This is a genomic window from Beijerinckiaceae bacterium, assembly GCA_004564215.1.
GTDB lineage: Bacteria > Pseudomonadota > Alphaproteobacteria > Rhizobiales > Beijerinckiaceae > Methylocapsa.
Genome location: CP024846.1, coordinates 2,916,377 through 2,934,011 on the forward strand (window position 1 = coordinate 2,916,377; position 17,635 = coordinate 2,934,011).

Genomic DNA, 17,635 nt, shown 5'->3' on the forward strand with positions numbered 1-17,635 from the left:
TCCAGACAGGATCACGTCGCACCGCAGCGTCATGGACAATCGGTTGGCCCGCGCCCAAATTCCAAGTCTAGTATCTTGGCGCGATCCGGCAATTGTTCTGTCTCAAAGCCTGAGGAAGTCTTCATGCATACGATCATCGAGCCGTTCCGGATCAAAATGACCGAAGCATTGCCGATCACCTCGCGCGAGCAGCGGGCGGCTTGGCTGGCGAATGCGCATAACAATGTCTTCTTGCTCGACGCGGAAACGATCACGATCGACCTTTTGACCGACAGCGGCACCGGCGCGATGTCGGCCCGGCAATGGGCGGCCATGATGCTCGGAGACGAAAGCTATGCGGGAAGCGCTTCCTGGCATCGGTTCGAAAATACGGTGCGCGAGATCGCCGGCTTCAAGCATATTTTTCCAACCCACCAGGGCAGGGCGGCCGAGCGCATTCTCGCGGTTACGCGTTTGAAGCCTGGCGATATGGTCCCAAACAACAGCCATTTCGACACCACCCGCGCCAACATTGAATATGTCGGCGCCACGGCCGTCGATCTGCTGACGCAGGAGGGCCAGAATATTTATTCGGAGCAGCGGTTCAAGGGCAACATGGATATCGGCCGGCTCGAATCTGTCCTCCAGTCGGAGGCCGGAAAGAACATCCCCTTTTGCATGATCACGGTGACCAACAATACCGGCGGTGGCCAGCCCGTGTCGCTGGAAAATGTCAAAGCCGTCAAAGAGACCTTAACAAAATATCGAATCCCGCTGGTGATCGATGCCTGCCGGTTTGCCGAGAATGCCTATTTCATCAATCAATATGAAAAAGGCTACGCGGACCGGAGCCTCATTGAAATTGCACAGGAGATGTTTTCGTTCGCCGATGCCGCCACAATGAGCGCCAAGAAGGATGGCCTGTCCAATATCGGCGGCTTTTTCGGATGCAACAACGAGGAATGGGCCGATGATTTCCGCAACATGCTCATTCTCACCGAGGGCTTCCCGACTTATGGCGGGCTTGCCGGGCGCGATCTCGAGGCCATTGCCGTGGGACTCAAGGAGGCCTTAGAACTCGAATATCAGCACTACCGGCATGCGACGGTGGAATACATGGCGAGCCGCCTGATCGCGCGCGACATTCCAATCGTGCGGCCGGCGGGGGGTCACGCGGTCTTCATCGATGCGGCGGCTTTTTGCCCGAATTTGGAGCCCCGCGATTATCCGGGCATTGGGCTCGTCAACGCGCTTTATCTCGAAGGCGGCATTCGCGGCGTGGAGCTGGGTAGCGTGATGTTCGGCCGCGCCCGGCCCGGCCTGGAGGAAATCGCCGCTCCGCGGGAATTGGTTCGACTCGCCTTTCCGCGCCGCGTCTACACGCAGAGCCACTTCGATTACGTCATCGAAGTGCTGGCACTCGTTTGGCAGAAGCGCGAGGCAATTTCGGCCTACAGGATTACGAAGCAGGCTCCCTTTCTGCGCCATTTTACGGCACATTTCGCACCCGCGTCGACGGCAAGCTAGCGGCTCCCAAATTTGTGCGACGCAAGATCAAGCGAACAACATTGCCTTAAGCCGCGCTGTTTTAAAAATTTCGGTGAAAGTGAAGCTTGAGTGGACGTTTGTAAGGAGAGCGCTATCTAGAAAATAGGGTATAACGAAAGGCTCGCAGTCCTCGCGTAATCTACCGCAGGGTGCTCGGTGTTTCGCGTGGCGCAGACCGCTTCAAACCCGGTTCAGGAGGAACAGCCCATGGTGCATTTCCACGTGATCGCCGGCCCGGACTCGGCTCCGGCCCGGCCGAGTATCCGCCATATCAAATTCGCGGATCTCAAGGAAGCTTTGACGAAAGGCATTGACGATTTCTGGGCCATGCCTTCGCAGGTCGTCTTCCTTGGCCTCATCTATCCGATTGTCGGTGTCTGCCTCGTTCCCCTGACCTCCGGCCAGAACGCCTTGCCCCTGCTTTATCCGCTCGTCTCGGGTTTCGCCTTGATCGGCCCCTTCGCGGCGATCGGCCTCTATGAAATGAGCCGGCGGCGGGAACTCGGTCTGGACACCTCCTGGCGCCATGCGTTCGAGGTGGTGCGCTCGCCGTCGATCCCCTCGATCTTGGCGGTGGGCCTTCTGCTCCTGGGCATTTTCCTTCTCTGGCTGGCGACGGCCAAGGGGTTATATGTCTGGTTCTTCGGTCCCCTGGCGCCGGACTCCTATTTCGATTTCCTCAAGGAGGTTCTTACGACCTCCGCCGGGTGGAGCCTGATCCTCCTTGGCAACGCCATCGGCTTTGTCTTCACCGTTGTCGTGTTCAGCATCAGCGTCGTTTCCTTCCCGCTGCTGCTCGATCGCGATGTCGGCGCGGTGTCGGCCATCGTCACCTCGATCAAGGCCGTGGCCACCAATCCCCTCGTCATGGGGCTGTGGGGCGTGATCGTTTCCACCTTGCTGATTATCGGCTCGCTGCCTCTGCTCATCGGGCTTGCCGTCATCATGCCGATCCTCGGGCACGCGACCTGGCACCTCTATCGCCGCGTCGTGGAACAGCCGGCAGGTCGAGACATCAACGCGGTCTCGTCGGGCAATTGAATTCAGGCGCGGGGGCCTGAAAGCGTCAGCCAAAGGAAGCGGTCAATCCGCTTCCTTTTGCAGCTTAAGCTCGGATTTTTGCTCTTTGGGATGTTCGACGGTTTCCGTCTGAGCACTGGCCTCGCTGGGTCCGAAAAAGATCAGGCGCGTCAGATGGGTGTAATCGGATTCCGCGACCATAATCGCCACGAACACCAACACCGCCCCCGGGGGGACCAGAATGGCATATTTCAGGGCCAGCCGCTCCCAGGCCATGTGCATGAACACGGCAACAATCAGGCCTGCCTTCACGATCATGAACAGCAGGATCAAGAACCACCTGAGATAGCTCTCGAAGCCGAAATAGTCGACGAGGTAGGAGCAGGTGCTCAGCACAAACAGCCAGCCCCAGACAATCAGGTAAAGCTTGATCGGGGGCGTATGGTGAGTGTGCGCTTGGTCCTGTGCCATTTTTAGGTCCTTACCAGAGAGCGATGCTACGTCGATGCTGCGTAAGAAGCTCATATTTATCAATATGTTGGCGTAGATGGGGCAGCGCGTCTAAGAGTCATCCATTCTAAATTATTCTAGCATACAGCAACCTTACGATGGCCTTACGACGGCCGGTAGGGAATTTGTGCGCAATTTAGCGTAGCAGTCTACAGAGAATTTATCGAGCGGGAGAGCGGGAAAGTTCCAGGGCGAACTTTGCTGTGGTGAATTGGCCCCAATTTTCTTGGACAATTGACTCACAAATTTCCCACGGCGGTTTCGTGAACCGGCTGTGAGAGTTGCAACCAATCGGCGCAACACCTAATCGTAACACCGCCGCCGGAGGTGGCTCATGGCCGATGTAGAAGACCTTCAACACGAATCATTCAAGACACCTACCAACCAAGACGTGCGAATTTGGCGTTATATGGACCTCGCGAAGTATCTCGCGATCCTGCAACGGCGATCCTTATTTTTCCCGCGAGCGACGCTGCTAGGAGATCCCTTTGAAGGTTCATCTACGAAGCCAATGGTTGCCGCTCGAGAGTATATTATTAAAAACAAAACCTCTGATCCCGCGCTCGTAGCGTATAAGGATGTGCCCGACCATATTATCGACATGGGCTATGTCTGGAAGAAGATGGTCGGGACACACCTTGTTTGCTGCTGGCACATGAACGAACACGAGTCAGCTGGCATGTGGAATTTGTACCTGCGGTCAAACGAGGGCGTCTGCATTCAGTCCACCTATCGAAGGTTACGGTCATGCCTTCCGCAATGCGTTTTCATTGGCGAAGTCAACTACATAGACTACGAGACTGAGGGATTTTCTGCTTCAAATGGCTTTAACTTCATCGTGCACAAGCGTAAGTCGTTTGAGCATGAGAGGGAGCTTCGTGCTGTGTTCTGGGAGGTGGATGGTACACCGGATGCACAACCCTACAAGATGAAGATCGAACCTGCGGGCCTGTCGATTGAGGTAGACCTACTGTCGCTGATCGAGACAGTCCACATCAGCCCGGCGGCAGAGACGTGGCTGGCGAGGGTGATTCAAGATGTGACGACCAAATACGACCTGCACATCCCTATCCTTCAATCAGCTCTGGCGGAATCGCCACTGTATTGATTTCACATGGCGCGATGCAACGACGGGGAGGAGACGGCCTAGAGGTCGGTAGCCTTCCCAACGAGACCAACGAGAGAGCCCATCCCGTGTGGCGCCCCAGGCAGCTATCTACTAAGCAGCTGCCAGCCAATCGCCTGACGTGATGACGTGCGTCAGCAAGTGTGATTCACTGTCCCCCGTTGATATAGGAAGAGATGGGGCGGGGCATGGAAATCGGAAATCCGACCTTGCTCCCCCGCAGCATAGACCTGAGTGGTGGCCTTGCGAAGTTCCGGTCCGATCTGATCCCAGGTGACGTAAGCGCTCAGCACGCCGAGGACGATGATTCCATAGCCCCAATATTCCATCGGAATCCAAAGCAGCGAGCTCCGCGGCTTTTCCGGCTTGTCGAGCTTCCGTCCGAAAATGACGCACAAGGGTCCCCAGAACAGAAACAACAAAACGCCGGTCAACTCATAACTGAAATGATAGGCCGTGCTGATTCCCCCCGCGATGAAGACAGCCACCATAAAAAACACCGCGACCAGATACCCGAAGCGAGAAAAAAACAGCATTGCACGAACCTGCGTTTAGGGGGCGAAATCCTACCTACCAAAGATAAAAAAGGGCAAAGATGAACACCCACACAAGATCGACGAAGTGCCAGTAAAGCCCCATGGTTTCGACGTTCTCGTAATTGCCTTTCCGGCTGGTGAAGAACCCCCGCCGTTCGTGGTCGTAATCTCCCCGCCAAACCTTTCGTGCGACGATCAGGAGGAAAATCACGCCGATCGTCACATGGGTTCCATGAAAGCCCGTGATCAGGAAAAAGCACGAGCCGAATTGGGGGGCTCCCCAAGGGTTGCCCCAGGGCCGGACGCCTTCGGTGATCAGCTTGGTCCATTCAAACGCTTGCATGCCGACGAAGGACGCCCCAAAGGCTGCGGTCGCCAACATCAAGACCGCGGTTTTGACGCGCTCGCGGCGATAGCCATAGTTCACGGCCATCGCCATCGTCCCGCTGCTGCTGATCAGGATGAAGGTCATGATGGCGATCAGGATGAGCGGAATTTTCTTTCCGGCGATGGTCAAGGCGAAGACCTCGGCCGGGTTCGGCCACGGCACGGTCGTCGACATGCGCACGGTCATGTAGGAGATCAGAAAGCAGCTGAAAATGAAGGTGTCGCTGAGGAGGAAGATCCAAATCATGACCTTGCCCCAGGGGACGTTCTTGAACGCCCGCTGGTCCGAGGACCAATCGGTGGCGAAGTCTTGCCAGCTCGACGGCGGCGTCAGGTTTTTTCCGGGGTCGGTCAACGCAGGGTCTGTCATAGGCGCGTGATCCTCTCTGAAGCATGATCCACGACTCGCGAAGGGTCATGTGAAAACGAGCAGGGGCCGGCTAGAAACTCCAAACTATCAAAAATGAAATCGCTGGCCGGTTCCATTCTTTTTTAGCGATGCAACAGGACAGCGAACAGGATCAGCCAGACAAACAGCAGGAAGTGCCAGTATGTTGCGCAGAGTTCCACGCTGAGGCGAATGGGGTCCACCCTATAATCTTGCCACGCCTTGTTCATGGTTCTGCCCAAAGCGACCAGGCCGCCGATCACATGCAGCCCGTGTACACCGGTGATCAGATAGAAAAAAGCAGCGGCCGCATTGCCCACCAGAAAATAGCCCGCCGCATCGAGCTGGCGCCATGCGAAGAACTGCCCAATCAGGAAGGCAATGGCCAACACGCTCGCGGCGAGGAGGCCGGCTCTGACGCCCTCCATGTTTCTGCGCCAGGCCGCCCGCCGCGCCCATTGCAGCGCAATACTGCTCAGGACCAGCAGGCCGGTATTGAGCCATAAGATTTTTGGCGCGGGCGCGGGCTTCCATTCGCCCATTTCCATCCGCATGAAATAGGCGCTGATGAGCAGCGCGAAGAGGGAACCAACCACCGCGAGAAAGACCCATAAGCCAATCTTCGCGGCGGGCTCGGAGGATTCAGGATCAGGAAGATCGCCGAGGGTGCCCGCCTCAAGCCAGGGCTTGGCCGTTAACCTCTGTTGCGCCAACCACCAAAGGACCACAGCCCCAATCGCCGCCAAGAAAAGCACAGCGGCATTCACAGCAATTTGCCCGTGGCTGCCGAGACGATGGGAGGCTGGTTTTGCGGCAGGAAATCCTGCTTGGCGCCTGGCACGCTATAATCGTAAGGCCAGCGATAGACGACTGGAAGCTCGCGGCCCCAATTGCCATGTTCCGGCGGCGTATGCGGGGTTTGCCATTCAAGCGTGGTGGCCCGCCAGGGGTTACCGCCGGCCTCCTTGCCCTTGAATAGGCTCCAAATCAGATTGAACAGGAACACGATCTGGGCGAAGCCCACCACCAGGGCGGCAATGGTGATGAAAATGTTCAACGTCGTGGCCGAAGGGGGGATGAAGGCCGTCTCGCCCATTTCATAATAGCGGCGCGGCACGCCCAACAGGCCGAGGTAGTGCATGGGGAAGAAAATCGCATAGGCCCCGAGGAAGGTGACCCAGAAGTGGAACTTGCCCATGGCCTCGTTGAGCATGCGCCCGGTCACCTTCGGATACCATTGGTAGATCCCGCCGAAGACAACCATAATGGGCGCCACCCCCATCACCATGTGAAAATGCGCCACGACAAACATGGTCGCCGAAAGCGGCACGTCGACAATCACATTGCCAAGAAACAGGCCGGTGAGGCCGCCATTCACGAAGGTGACGATGAAGCCGATGGCGAACAGCATCGGGACGGTGAAATGGATGTCGCCCCGCCATAAGGTCAGCACCCAATTGTAGACTTTAATCGCGGTTGGAATGGCAATGATCAGCGTCGAGGTGGCGAAGAAAAAGCCGAAATAGGGGTTCATCCCGCTCACATACATATGGTGGCCCCATACCACGAAGCTGAGCACGGCGATCGCCACGATCGCCCACACCATCATGCGATAGCCGAAGATGTTTTTTCGCGCATGGGTGCTGACGAGATCGGAGACGATCCCGAAGGCCGGCAACGCGACGATGTACACTTCGGGATGGCCGAAGAACCAGAAAAGGTGCTGAAACAGGATCGGACTGCCGCCGCCATATTTCAAATGCTCCCCGGCTTGAACGATGGCCGGCATGAAGAAGCTCGTCCCCAACACCCTGTCGAACAGCAACATGACAGCGCCGACGAACAAGGCCGGAAAGGCCAGCAAGGCGAGGATGGTCGCCGAGAAAATGCCCCAAATGGTCAAGGGCATACGCATCAGCGTCATCCCCCGGGTGCGGGCCTGCAGAACCGTTACGACATAATTCAGGCCGCCCATGGTGAAGCCGATGATGAACAGGATCAGGGAGGCGAGCATCAAAATGATGCCCCAGTCCTGCCCAGGGGTGCCTGTCAGGATGGCTTGCGGCGGATATAGGGTCCAGCCGGCGCCCGTTGGTCCCCCCGGCGCGAAAAAGCTCGCCACCAACACCATGACCGCGAGGAAATAAACCCAAAAGCTCAACATGTTCACATAGGGAAAGACCATATCCCTCGCGCCGATCATCAGGGGGATGAGGTAATTGCCGAAGCCTCCCAAGAACAGCGCGGTGAGCAGATAGATCACCATGATCATGCCGTGCATGGTGATGAACTGGTAATAGCTGCTCGGATCGATGAAGGAAAAACTGCCAGGGAATGCCAGCTGGATCCGGATCAACCACGACAAGACCAAGGCGACATAGCCGATCGACATTGCTGTGAGCGCATATTGAATGGCGATGACCTTGGCGTCTTGGCTGAAGACGTATTTCGTCACCCAAGATTTCGGATGATAAAGCTCGACGTCTTCGACCTCGGCAGGCGGAATGTTCTCGATCGGGTTACCAGTGACATCGACCATTGGAATGCTTTCCTCCGTTGCCGACGCGGCTCGATGAATTGTCTCATCGGCCGATCTGTTGTTTTTCGCTTGTTCCGACGCTCAGCTTCAGGGGATGCGGAGACTTAAAGCGGGCGCCGGCTGCATGCCGATCTTAATAGTTAAGCTCAACCTTTTTGGTTTGCGGCGTTAATTCCGCGAAGGTGTGCTGCTTTGCCAACCACGCTTCGTAGTCGCTTTCATTATCGACGATGACCGCGCCGCGCATTTCCGGATGGCCAATGCCGCAGAAGGCCGCGCAAAGGATTTCAAACTTTCCGGTTCTCGTGGGGATGAACCAGTAGTAGCTGACCAGCCCCGGCATCAGATCCATCTTGGCACGGAACTCGGGCACGTAGAAATCGTGGACGACATCCAGCGAGCGGAGCAATACCTTCACCGGCTTTCCGATCGGCAGATGCACATCATCGCCGACGACAATGATATTGGTTTGACTGTTGGGGTCGTCCGGATTCAAACCCAGAGGATTGTCGGTACTGACAAATCGTGCATCCGATGTGCCAAGCCGCCCGTTTCTGCCGGGGATCCGGTAGCTCCACTGCCACTGCTGCCCCACAACCTCGATCTCGGTTGCGTTGTTGGGCACGGTGATGAACTGGTTCCAGACAAACAGCCCGGGAGCCAGCATGGCCGCGACGCCGGCCGCGGTAATCACGGCCAGCCACGACTCGAGCTTCTTGTTTTCCGGTTCGTAGGCGGCCTGTCTTCCCTCCTTGTGCCGGAAACGAAACAGGCAATAGGCCATGAACAAAATGACGGCGGAGAAGGCGGCTCCGGTGATCCAGAATGTGATGGTGAGGGTGTCGTCGATATAGCGCCAGTTCGAAGCGATGGGGGTCCACCACCATGGGCTCAGAAAATGAAACAGCACGGAGCCCACGGCGACCAAGACCAATATGAGTGCGACGGCCATCTTGCGATAATCCTTGCCTCTGAGCCTGCGGATATATGGGTCGGCGACGAAAAGTTTAAAGCTTCAATTCAGCTTCCTGTGTTGGATTCGGCGGCACAACACCGAGAGTGGTTCAGACTGGCCTTAAGGCCAAATCACTTAATTTGTTCACTTATTGTTCTTGCGCCTGCGCCCGATCTCCGCTAAGCTTACACCAATTGGAAGGCGGGGGCTTGCGATGGTTGTCAGGGTCGCGACGGTTGCGTTCGAAGGCATCGAGGCGCGCCCTGTGGACGTCCAGGTGCAAATCGCCAACGGCAATGTCGTCTTTACCGTCGTCGGACTGGGCGACAAGGCGGTTACCGAATCGCGCGAGCGGGTTCGCGCCGCCCTGAACGCCTCTGGCCTGGCCATGCCGGCCAAGCGGATTACCGTCAATCTCGCGCCGGCGGATCTTCCCAAGGAGGGCAGCCATTATGATCTGCCGATCGCGCTTGGGGTCATGGCGGCCATCGGGGCTATACCCGCGGATGCGCTCGCGAATTATACCGTTCTGGGCGAGCTTGCGCTCGATGGCACGATCACCGCGGTCGCCGGCGTGCTGCCGGCGGCGATCGCCGCCAATGCGCGCGGTCACGGCCTGATCTGCCCGCACGCCAGCGGCCCGGAGGCGGCCTGGGCCGGCGAAGAGATCGATGTGTTGGCGCCGCTGTCTTTGATCCAGCTCGCCAATCATTTTAAAGGCACTCAGGTGATGGCACGGCCGCGCCCCGCGGTGCTGGGGCAAGCCGCGGCACAGCCGGACCTCCGTGACATCAAAGGTCAGGAAAGCGCCAAGCGCGCGCTCGAGATCGCCGCCGCGGGAGGCCATAATCTATTGCTGAACGGACCGCCGGGAGCCGGAAAGTCGATGCTCGCCGCGCGGCTCCCCTCCATTCTGCCCCCCCTCACCCCGCGCGAATTGCTGGAAGTTTCGCTGATCCATTCGATTGCGGGCGATCTTGCGGGCGGGGCGTTGACTGACCGGAGGCCTTTTCGCGCGCCGCATCATTCGGCCTCGATGGCGGCCCTCGTCGGCGGCGGCACGCGGGCGCGGCCGGGCGAAATCTCGCTCGCCCATCGCGGGGTCTTGTTTCTCGATGAATTGCCGGAGTTCCAGCCCCAGGTCCTGGATAGTCTGCGCCAGCCGCTCGAAACCGGCGAAGTGGCGATCGCCCGGGCCAATCATCGGATCGTCTACCCGGCACGGTTTCAACTCGTCGCGGCGATGAATCCCTGCCGTTGCGGGCATGCGACCGAGCCGGGCTTTACCTGTCACCGGCAACAAAATGCGCGCTGCATCGCGCAATATCAGGCGCGGCTTTCGGGTCCTTTGCTCGACCGTATCGATCTGCATGTCGACGTGCCGGCCGTTGCCGCCGCCGATCTGATGTTGCCGCCGCCGTCCGAAGGTTCGAAGGATGTCCTGGAGCGCGTCGCTGCCGCCCGGGAGATTCAGGTTCGCCGCTATGCCGGGCTGGGATTGCCGGGGATTGTGTCGAACGCCGCTGCCCCCGCAAATGTGATCGAGATCGTGGCGCAACCCGACGCGGGCGGCCTTGGCCTGATCCGGGAAGCCTCGGAGCGGCTGCATCTATCCGCGAGAGGATTTCATCGAATCTTGAAGCTGGCGCGCACGATCGCCGACCTGGATGGCGCCCAAGAAGTCGGCAGCCTGCATCTGGCCGAAGCGCTCTCCTATCGAGTCGACACCACGCGGCAGCTTCGCGCCGCGTAAAATTTCCGCTCATGTTAACCTGCCGTTTACCAGGCGCGGACGAAGCACGCTTGAAAAGCGTGCCTTTGAGCCTTGACCAAGGGTTTCGCCCCGAAGTTTTGCCGGGGCCGCTTCCCCATTCGCCGATCATGCTCTAGGGTACAAGCTCACCCGAGAGCGGGATGAGGAAAAGTGGAAACCGGTTTTCCGCCCGCATCCCGCTCTAAACTTTTGGAATCGATCACGATGATTTTGGATTGAGTCAATCCAAAATCATCGTGATCTAAGGCGCTGGCGAATCGCGCGCGGCCGTTGTTTCCACACATGATGGAACGTTAGTCATGAGGCAAGACATCATCAATTTAACCGATGCCCCAACCCGGCCGGTTGCCATCCCTATCGGCGAGATTCTGCCCTGGCTGGCCTTTGCCGGAACCCTGGCTCTCCTCTTCCTTTATTTTATCGGCGCCGAACAGGGAGCCACGGCTCTGCTCTCCGGCCAATATGTGCATGAAACCGTGCATGACGGGCGTCATCTTCTGGGTTTCCCCTGTCACTAAAGGCGCGCGCATGGTCGGAGGGATTCTTCTGCGCGGTTTGCTCGCAGGAATTATCGCGGGTCTTTTCGCCGCGGGGTTTTTAAGCTTCGCCGGCGAGCCTTCGATCGAACGTGCGATCGCTTACGAAAGCGCTGCGGAGTCGGCATCCGGACACATGGCGGAGCCTGAGCTCGTGAGCCGAAGCGTCCAGCGGGGGGCCGGACTTTGGATCGCCAGCACCGTCTATGGTGCGGCGATCGGCGGCTTTTTCAGCCTGGCTTTCGCCTTCGCTTATGGGCGCTTGGGGAGTCACGATCCGCGGATCCTGTCGGTCCTGCTGGCTTGCATGGGGTTCGTCGCCATGGTGCTCGTGCCGGAGCTGAAATATCCCTCCAATCCGCCGGCCATCGGCGCGCCCGAAACCATCGCCGCGCGCACTGCCGTTTATTTCGGAATGCTCGCCATTTCCGTGCTCGCGATGATTTTTTCCGCGACGCTGCTCAAACTGCTTGCGGCCCGCCTCGGCTCCTGGAATGGCGCGCTCGCTTCTGCTGCCGTCTTTGTCGCCATCGTCGGTTCGGCGGCGGTGGCTCTGCCGTCCGTCGATGAGGTTCCAAGCGATTTTCCGGCCAACGTTCTTTGGAACTTTCGCGTGGCGTCCCTAGGGGCGCGCGCAATATTGTGGACCACGCTCGGATTGGCTTTCGGGGCTATGACGCATATGTGGTTTAGTCTCGGGGAAGGGTGCTCGCGGCCACGTTCCGCTTGAGCGTCTTGCCGCGGGGTCGCCAGCACCCAAAGGTGGCAGCACTTTGTGAAATGAGGTCAGACCGAACATGCCCGCCAAATCCTTAGCCTCTGTCGGCGACCATTTTCTGATCGGCCTCAAGCCTTCGCCGGTCTTGGATGATCGCGACCGCGCGCTTCTTGCGGATTTGCGGCCTGCCGGTGTCATCCTGTTCAAGAGCAACTTTCGTCACGACCTGCCTTACGAAGCATGGCTCGAGAGCCATGCCCGGTTGATCGACGACATTCGCGCGGCGACCGGGCGCGAGCGCATGTTCATCGCGATGGATCATGAGGGTGGGAGGGTTTGCCGGACGCCGCCCCCAATTACGCGCTTCGCCTATGCGGCGCGATGGGCACCCCATGCAGCCGAGGTCGGCCACGCGATGGGGCGCGAGCTTGCTTCGCTCGGGATCAACCTGTGCTTTGCTCCGGTGCTCGACATTCACACCAATCCGGCCAATCCCGTGATCGGCGAACGCGCGTTTGGGCAAACGGCCGAGGCTGTGATCGCTGCGGCGCTGCCGTTCATGCAGGCGCTGCAGGCCGAAAAAATCATACCCTGCGGCAAGCATTTTCCCGGACATGGCGATACGAGCATCGACTCCCATTTCGGACTGCCGTCGCAAGCGCTCAGCCTTGCCTGCCTTCGCGGACGCGAGATCAAGCCTTTTGCCGCGGCGATCCAAGCCGGCATTCCGATGCTGATGACCTCGCATATTCTTTTTCCCAGCGTCGACCCCGATGCGCCGGTAACGCTGTCGCATCTTTTTGCGACCGGTATTTTGCGCGAGGAGCTCGGTTTTACTGGAGTTGCAATCTCGGATGATATTGGGATGGGCGCCATGAAGGGGCTGTTCGACAGCCCCGATGCGGCGGTCCGCTTTATTGAGGCCGGCTGCGACATGGTCATGGTCTGCGCGCATTTCACCGACGCCGGCCGCGCCAGGGGATTTGCCGGCGCGATCCTGGCGGCGGTCGAAGCAGGCCGTTTGGACCCGGACCTCTTGGCGCGGTCGCGCGCGCGGATCGAAAGCCTGCTGGCGCGAACATCGATCAACGCGGTCCATTCTTTGCCGGACGCCACCTTCCGGGAACACGCCGCCGCCGGAGCTTTGTACGAAGCGACGACCGTCGAAGTGGTTTAGGCTGGCAGGCCGAAGATTTGTTGTGTTTTGGTGGTCATGCTTGAGCCAGCGGACGCCTTCAAGATTGCGGGTTTGTCCCGTTTGGTCCGTCACCGATGATCAGTTCGACGATCTCCGGTGGCCGCATAAAGCGAACCGGCGCATAGGATGTGCCGAGGCCAGCCGAAATGATCAAATGGCGGCGTCTTTCGACGATATGTCCATAGATCAGATCCATCCCATAGTGGGACCGTAAATAGTCTTTGCTGAAAATCGGAAGATTGATCTGGCCTCCATGCGTGTGTCCGCAAAGGGTCAGCGAAACGCGGTCCGGAACACGCCTGAACACGTAAGGTTCATGCGCCAGCAAAATAACGGGAGCGGGGTCCCGGATCTGTGCCATCGTGCCAGGGAGATCGTCGAGCCCTCGAAAGCGTCTTGGCGCCTTTGGCTGGGCGATTTGATCGCCGAGACCGGCGACCCAGAAGGCTCGGCCGTCCTTAGTGAGGCGCAGCGCGTTGTTCTCGAGAACCGCGATGCCAGCCCCGCGCAAAGCGCTGCGAACGCCTTCCGCGTCATCGGCCGGCATCCCGGGCAGAGCGCCGTGCCACCAGTCATGATTGCCAAGGACCGCATAGCTGCCGAGCGGCGGCTTCAAGACGGACAGGGCCTCGCCCCATTGATCCGGCATCACGGGCCCGGTGACAATGCGATGGCCACCCGCGAAATCGCCGAGGAGGAAAACGACGTCCGGTTTTAAATCATTGGTCAATTCGGCAATGCCGCGAATGCGGCTGGCCGGCATCCAGGGTTCGCAGGCATGAATATCGGCCAGTACGACGGCCTTGAGGAGCAAGCCATCAGGCCAATTTGGCGGGGTCAGCCGATAGGAGGTTATGTTGAGACGTAAACCGGGTTCAAACGCAAAAGCGTAGGAGCTAAGGCCAGCGCTCGCCCAGACCGCGGCGCCGGCCCCTTGTAGAAAAAGCCGTCGGCTTATGCTGGTCATCAACGAACTTTACAATACGGCGTCCAAACCATCAAAATTAAATGGTGTTTGTCGCCGTGTTTCCTTACGCGGCCTCGTCGTCCCTGAGGACGGCCGGAATATCCTTACGGTTTTGCGCCGGCTTTTGCGGCTTGTGCGCGGTTGCCTCAAGCGCTGCCGCGACGGCCGAAATCCCAATTTCGCGATAAAGCTTGGAGAGGAGGTCGCGGGACCGGCCGATGGCGGCCGCAGGTTGGGAAATGTTTTGCTCGGTTACCATTTTTTTTGTCCATGCCTGATGCGCAATGAGGTGCGGAGCTTTGATCATGTGGTGAGGAAGTTAACGCTGTGTAACTTCGACCGTTCACTTTTCGAAATGATTGAGAAGCTCTGCTGTTCCGACTGTTAGAAAACACATGTGACGATTTTTATATGTGCGCAAACGCGCTCGTCGGCCAAGCTTGAATAACAATGCTGCAATCTCCTGTCATTTATCGTTCAAGCTCGACCGTGAGTCAGGACCCCATCGCGGGGGCGCGAAAACCCGCGCCGAGCTGCTCGATCATGGCCGCGCAGGCGATCGCCGTGCGATCCTCGAAGCTGGCGGCAATAATTTGCACGCCGCGCGGCAAGCCATCTTTTCCCAGCATTACCGGTGCTATAGCGGCCGGTAAACCGGATCCAGTAGCAAGACTAGCCCAATGCATGAGGTCAAAATAGGGCGTTTTCCGACCATTCACGAATATGTGCTTTTGATGGGGATCGGCCGCATGATCGTGGCGAATGGCTGCGGTCGGAGCGGACGGGCAAAGCACGACATCGGTCCGCTCGAAAAACCGTGCCCATTCCTGCTGGAGATAAGACCGACGCGCCTGAAGGCTGAGGAAATCCGCTCCGCTCAGGCTCATCCCGCGCACTTGTAAAGCGCGTTGGGAAAGGTCCCCGATTTCGAAATCCTTCGCGCTGGCCGCGAGTTTCTCCCGCACCCTTTCCGGCAGACCAGCGCCAATGATCGCATGGGTCAGGACGGCAAAGACCTCCCATGCTTCTTGAAAGGAGAATGCCGGGCGCGCGGTATTATCCACGATGGCTCCCGCCGCTTCGAGCATGAGCGCCGCCTTTTGCACGGCTTCGGCGACGGTCGCGTCAACCGGAGCAAAGGGCTCATCCAGCCAGAGCGCCACGCGCAAACCCTTTGGAAAAGTTTTGCGGGCCGGAGCAAAAGCTTCGGCCTGTGCCATGGGATCGCGCGGTCCAACCAGGACGTCGAGGGCTAGCGCCAGATCCGCGGCGGAGCGGGCGAGCGGCCCTGCGACGGTGAACTCGGGATTGCGTCCAAGGCGCAGATCCGGCATCGGCGGGATATGGCCATGTGTGGAGATTAGATTCCAGGTCGTTCTCAGGCCGAAGATGCCGCAGCAATGAGCCGGCCAGCGGATCGACCCGGCGAGGTCCGAGCCGAGTTCGAGCGCGCTCAAGCCGCTGGCGATCGCCACTGCGGCACCGCCGGAGGAACCGCCTGGAGAAAACTCCAGGTTCCAGGGATTATTGGTGGTTCCGTAGATGGCGTTGTAGGTTTGAAAGTCTCCCGTCAAAAGGGGGACATTGGTCTTGCCGAGAATGATCGCACCGGCATTTCGAAGCCGTGCGACGGCACTGGCGTCTTCGACCGGCACGTAATTGGCGAGGGCAGGGGACCCGACGCAGGTTCGCATCCCGGCCACCTCGAAGGAGTCCTTGATCGTTACCGGCAAGCCTTCCAGCGGGCGGGCGTCGCCCCGCGCGAGGCGGTCATCGGCGGTGGCGGCAGCCTGCCATGCCGAGGCTTCGTCTATCACGACGATCGCGTTCAAAGCCGGGTTATGGCGCTCGATCGCCGCCAAAGTGGCGGCCAGGAGATCACGCGCGGAAAATTCCCCTCGGCGCAGCGCTGCACGCAGATTGGTAGCGGAATCGAACAAATTTGGCATGACTCGCCCTTGTGAAAATGGTCTAGAACGTGATCCGCCGGTGCAGCTCAGATCGGATCGGGGCCGGATGTATCGATTGCCGAGCCGGCGCAAAGGCGCCGGCGGGCAGGATGGCTGGATTGGCGTGACGGCGAATACAAGGATTTTGGATTTTTTTCCAATGCGGATAGATCAGCTTGCGTAAGGCCAGACACCAAGTCGATCGCAAAAGGGACCAGTCGAAATGCGGCGTCTAATCATCGAGGAGCCCTATTCCCGGGCTGCGTTGCTCAGCCGGCGTCTTGCGGTTTTTTCGCTCGCGGTCGCTCTTGTTGGCATTTTGGGTGTCTGGCGCGGTTTCGATCTCCTTGCGGTGCTTGGCGGCGCTGCGTTGATCGCCTGCGTTGCGATTCTATCCGCGGTTTTGGCTTTTGTGATCATTTGGCGCAGCGGGCGCAAAGGGGCCGGAGAGGCGTTTGGCGGGCTTCTCCTCGCCGCCTTGCTGCTGGCCTATCCGGCCTATCTTGCGCAACGGACTCTGCGCCTGCCGCATCTGTCGGATATTTCGACAGACATTGCCGAACCTCCCGCCTTTTCGCTGTCGCATGAGGCGCTGGCTGCGCGTGGCGACGTGACGGCGCCAAGCATCCCGGTTTCGAGGCGCAAGGCACAGCTTTTGGCCTATCCTCATATCCAGCCGATCCTTCTCGATCTCGACGCGCCCGAAGCCTTCGACGCAGTTCAAAAAGCGGTCACGGCAAATGGCTGGAAGATCGTCGAACAAAAGCCGCCCGGCGGACGCGTCGGCGTCGGTCACGTCGATGCCATTGCAACCAGTTTTATCTTCGGGTTTCCCTCTGATGTGACGGTGAGGCTTCGGCCGCTGGCCGGTCAGACGCGCATCGACATCCGTTCCGTTTCGCGTTTCGGTTCCTTTGATTTTGGCGCCGACCCCCGCAATATCGAAAAATTCGAGGCCGCCTTATTGAATGTCGTCGACAAGAAGTGATGGCAAGGTTCGGATGAACTGCGGATCATGGGTCCGGTGATTCGGCGGTTGAGGCATCGGAATTTTGGGCACCCGGCCGGTTTCGAGCAGTGACTTCAAGCCACACAGAATAATGGGCCAGCCAGCCCGTCCCCCTTCCAGCAAATGTTCCGGTATGGGCGTCGGATGGGATTCGGTCATGGTCAAGCGAACGACTTCCCCCATCGGCTCAATCTCATAGGTGACGATTGCCTCGGGAAGATTCTTGAACGCCTCGACCGATTCCAGGATCCACGTCACCATCAATTTACGCGGCGGGTCGGCTTCGACGATTTTGCCCCTCACATCCACACTTCCGTCAGGACTGCGCAATATCCATTCCGATCCACGCTTCCAATCGGACTCAACACGGTGTCCGAAAAAATATTGGGTCGTGAATTCGCTCGCAGTGAGGGCGCCCCAGCATTTTTCAGGCGTGGTTGCTATGTAGGTGACGTAAACGGTCTCCTGCGTCGTCGCTTTACCCATCGGTTTTTCC

The 17,635-nt window shown here is 58.7% G+C and carries 19 protein-coding genes and 1 pseudogene; 9 read left to right on the forward strand and 11 right to left on the reverse strand.

The window, feature by feature from the left end:
* The first annotated feature begins 123 nt into the window (after positions 1–123).
* The gene (locus CU048_13925) at positions 124–1,506 is read left to right on the forward strand and encodes a tyrosine phenol-lyase (GenBank protein ID QBR72186.1); all 1,383 of its coding nucleotides are present in this window, start codon (positions 124–126) and stop codon (positions 1,504–1,506) included.
* 228 nt (positions 1,507–1,734) lie between these two features.
* On the forward strand, positions 1,735–2,568 hold the full coding sequence (locus CU048_13930) for a hypothetical protein (protein ID QBR72949.1): 834 nt from the start codon (positions 1,735–1,737) through the stop codon (positions 2,566–2,568).
* A gap of 42 nt (positions 2,569–2,610) precedes the next feature.
* Here CU048_13930 and CU048_13935 read toward each other — a convergent pair whose 3' ends face one another.
* The gene (locus CU048_13935; GenBank protein ID QBR72187.1) at positions 2,611–3,072 is read right to left on the reverse strand and encodes a hypothetical protein; all 462 of its coding nucleotides are present in this window, start codon (positions 3,070–3,072) and stop codon (positions 2,611–2,613) included.
* Positions 3,073–3,466: 394 nt separating this feature from the next.
* On the opposite strand from CU048_13935, the gene CU048_13940 reads away from it, so the two are divergent.
* Complete coding sequence (locus tag CU048_13940; GenBank protein ID QBR72188.1) at positions 3,467–4,165, forward strand: hypothetical protein; 699 nt, start codon at positions 3,467–3,469, stop codon at positions 4,163–4,165.
* 152 nt (positions 4,166–4,317) lie between these two features.
* Here the strand turns inward: CU048_13940 and CU048_13945 are convergent, their stop codons facing one another.
* The 5 genes from CU048_13945 to CU048_13965 all read right to left on the reverse strand — a co-directional run bounded on the left by CU048_13945 (position 4,318) and on the right by CU048_13965 (position 8,985).
* Positions 4,318–4,719 carry a hypothetical protein gene (locus CU048_13945; protein ID QBR72189.1) on the reverse strand — a complete coding sequence of 134 codons (402 nt, stop codon included), beginning with the start codon at positions 4,717–4,719 and terminating at the stop codon, positions 4,318–4,320.
* Positions 4,720–4,753: 34 nt separating this feature from the next.
* Positions 4,754–5,476: a bb3-type cytochrome oxidase subunit IV gene (locus CU048_13950; GenBank protein QBR72190.1), complete on the reverse strand. Its 723-nt coding sequence runs from the start codon at positions 5,474–5,476 to the stop codon at positions 4,754–4,756.
* Positions 5,477–5,598: 122 nt separating this feature from the next.
* On the reverse strand, positions 5,599–6,261 hold the full coding sequence (locus CU048_13955) for a cytochrome-c oxidase (protein ID QBR72191.1): 663 nt from the start codon (positions 6,259–6,261) through the stop codon (positions 5,599–5,601).
* Positions 6,258–8,033 (reverse strand): cytochrome c oxidase subunit I, encoded by a 1,776-nt coding sequence (locus tag CU048_13960; GenBank protein QBR72192.1) that lies wholly within the window; start codon positions 8,031–8,033, stop codon positions 6,258–6,260. The genes CU048_13955 and CU048_13960 overlap by 4 nt, the downstream gene beginning before the upstream one ends.
* Positions 8,034–8,166: 133 nt before the next feature.
* On the reverse strand, positions 8,167–8,985 hold the full coding sequence (locus CU048_13965; protein ID QBR72193.1) for a cytochrome-c oxidase: 819 nt from the start codon (positions 8,983–8,985) through the stop codon (positions 8,167–8,169).
* 217 nt (positions 8,986–9,202) lie between these two features.
* On the opposite strand from CU048_13965, the gene CU048_13970 reads away from it, so the two are divergent.
* Entirely contained in the window at positions 9,203–10,741 is a 1,539-nt protein-coding gene (locus CU048_13970; protein ID QBR72194.1) for an AAA family ATPase, read from the forward strand.
* 152 nt (positions 10,742–10,893) lie between these two features.
* Here the strand turns inward: CU048_13970 and CU048_13975 are convergent.
* Positions 10,894–11,010 (reverse strand): annotated as a pseudogene (locus tag CU048_13975) (SAM-dependent methyltransferase).
* Between the two features lie 51 nt (positions 11,011–11,061).
* Here CU048_13975 and CU048_13980 point away from each other — a divergent pair.
* The 3 genes from CU048_13980 (at position 11,062) to CU048_13990 (ending at position 13,193) form a co-directional block, all read left to right on the forward strand.
* Entirely contained in the window at positions 11,062–11,280 is a 219-nt protein-coding gene (locus tag CU048_13980) for a cobalt transporter (protein QBR72195.1), read from the forward strand.
* A gap of 10 nt (positions 11,281–11,290) precedes the next feature.
* Positions 11,291–12,028 carry a hypothetical protein gene (locus tag CU048_13985; GenBank protein QBR72196.1) on the forward strand — a complete coding sequence of 246 codons (738 nt, stop codon included), beginning with the start codon at positions 11,291–11,293 and terminating at the stop codon, positions 12,026–12,028.
* Positions 12,029–12,095: 67 nt separating this feature from the next.
* Positions 12,096–13,193, forward strand: a complete 1,098-nt coding sequence (locus tag CU048_13990) for a beta-N-acetylhexosaminidase (protein QBR72197.1) — start codon at positions 12,096–12,098, stop codon at positions 13,191–13,193.
* 58 nt (positions 13,194–13,251) lie between these two features.
* Here CU048_13990 and CU048_13995 read toward each other — a convergent pair whose 3' ends face one another.
* From CU048_13995 to CU048_14005, 3 genes are all read right to left on the reverse strand, one after another.
* Complete coding sequence (locus tag CU048_13995) at positions 13,252–14,181, reverse strand: metallophosphoesterase (protein QBR72198.1); 930 nt, start codon at positions 14,179–14,181, stop codon at positions 13,252–13,254.
* A gap of 64 nt (positions 14,182–14,245) precedes the next feature.
* Positions 14,246–14,440 (reverse strand): hypothetical protein, encoded by a 195-nt coding sequence (locus CU048_14000; GenBank protein QBR72950.1) that lies wholly within the window; start codon positions 14,438–14,440, stop codon positions 14,246–14,248.
* Positions 14,441–14,675: 235 nt separating this feature from the next.
* The gene (locus CU048_14005) at positions 14,676–16,130 is read right to left on the reverse strand and encodes an amidase (protein QBR72199.1); all 1,455 of its coding nucleotides are present in this window, start codon (positions 16,128–16,130) and stop codon (positions 14,676–14,678) included.
* Between CU048_14005 and CU048_14010 the strand changes: the two genes are divergently transcribed.
* Together CU048_14010 and CU048_14015 are read left to right on the forward strand one after the other, a co-directional pair.
* Complete coding sequence (locus CU048_14010; GenBank protein ID QBR72200.1) at positions 16,129–16,314, forward strand: hypothetical protein; 186 nt, start codon at positions 16,129–16,131, stop codon at positions 16,312–16,314. The genes CU048_14005 and CU048_14010 overlap by 2 nt on opposite strands.
* Positions 16,315–16,353: 39 nt before the next feature.
* Positions 16,354–17,118, forward strand: coding sequence for a DUF1499 domain-containing protein (locus tag CU048_14015; GenBank protein QBR72201.1), 765 nt, complete (start codon positions 16,354–16,356; stop codon positions 17,116–17,118).
* Here the strand turns inward: CU048_14015 and CU048_14020 are convergent.
* Entirely contained in the window at positions 17,092–17,625 is a 534-nt protein-coding gene (locus CU048_14020) for a hypothetical protein (GenBank protein ID QBR72202.1), read from the reverse strand. The two genes, CU048_14015 and CU048_14020, sit on opposite strands and share 27 nt — an antisense overlap.
* Positions 17,626–17,635 lie beyond the last annotated feature (10 nt).

Excerpts from the sequence above, each read along its gene's own strand:
- CU048_13925 (QBR72186.1), top strand. The coding sequence starts at position 124 with ATGCATACGATCATCGAGCCGTTCCGGATCAAAATGACCGAAGCATTG.
- CU048_13930 (QBR72949.1), top strand. The coding sequence starts at position 1,735 with ATGGTGCATTTCCACGTGATCGCCGGCCCGGACTCGGCTCCGGCCCGG.
- CU048_13935 (QBR72187.1), bottom strand. The coding sequence starts at position 3,072 with ATGAGCTTCTTACGCAGCATCGACGTAGCATCGCTCTCTGGTAAGGAC.
- CU048_13940 (QBR72188.1), top strand. The coding sequence starts at position 3,467 with ATGGACCTCGCGAAGTATCTCGCGATCCTGCAACGGCGATCCTTATTT.
- CU048_13945 (QBR72189.1), bottom strand. The coding sequence starts at position 4,719 with ATGCTGTTTTTTTCTCGCTTCGGGTATCTGGTCGCGGTGTTTTTTATG.
- CU048_13950 (QBR72190.1), bottom strand. The coding sequence starts at position 5,476 with ATGACAGACCCTGCGTTGACCGACCCCGGAAAAAACCTGACGCCGCCG.
- CU048_13960 (QBR72192.1), bottom strand. The coding sequence starts at position 8,033 with ATGGTCGATGTCACTGGTAACCCGATCGAGAACATTCCGCCTGCCGAG.
- CU048_13965 (QBR72193.1), bottom strand. The coding sequence starts at position 8,985 with ATGGCCGTCGCACTCATATTGGTCTTGGTCGCCGTGGGCTCCGTGCTG.
- CU048_13970 (QBR72194.1), top strand. The coding sequence starts at position 9,203 with ATGGTTGTCAGGGTCGCGACGGTTGCGTTCGAAGGCATCGAGGCGCGC.
- CU048_13980 (QBR72195.1), top strand. The coding sequence starts at position 11,062 with ATGAGGCAAGACATCATCAATTTAACCGATGCCCCAACCCGGCCGGTT.
- CU048_13985 (QBR72196.1), top strand. The coding sequence starts at position 11,291 with ATGGTCGGAGGGATTCTTCTGCGCGGTTTGCTCGCAGGAATTATCGCG.
- CU048_13990 (QBR72197.1), top strand. The coding sequence starts at position 12,096 with ATGCCCGCCAAATCCTTAGCCTCTGTCGGCGACCATTTTCTGATCGGC.
- CU048_13995 (QBR72198.1), bottom strand. The coding sequence starts at position 14,181 with ATGACCAGCATAAGCCGACGGCTTTTTCTACAAGGGGCCGGCGCCGCG.
- CU048_14000 (QBR72950.1), bottom strand. The coding sequence starts at position 14,440 with ATGGTAACCGAGCAAAACATTTCCCAACCTGCGGCCGCCATCGGCCGG.
- CU048_14010 (QBR72200.1), top strand. The coding sequence starts at position 16,129 with ATGACTCGCCCTTGTGAAAATGGTCTAGAACGTGATCCGCCGGTGCAG.
- CU048_14005 (QBR72199.1), bottom strand. The coding sequence starts at position 16,130 with ATGCCAAATTTGTTCGATTCCGCTACCAATCTGCGTGCAGCGCTGCGC.
- CU048_14015 (QBR72201.1), top strand. The coding sequence starts at position 16,354 with ATGCGGCGTCTAATCATCGAGGAGCCCTATTCCCGGGCTGCGTTGCTC.
- CU048_14020 (QBR72202.1), bottom strand. The coding sequence starts at position 17,625 with ATGGGTAAAGCGACGACGCAGGAGACCGTTTACGTCACCTACATAGCA.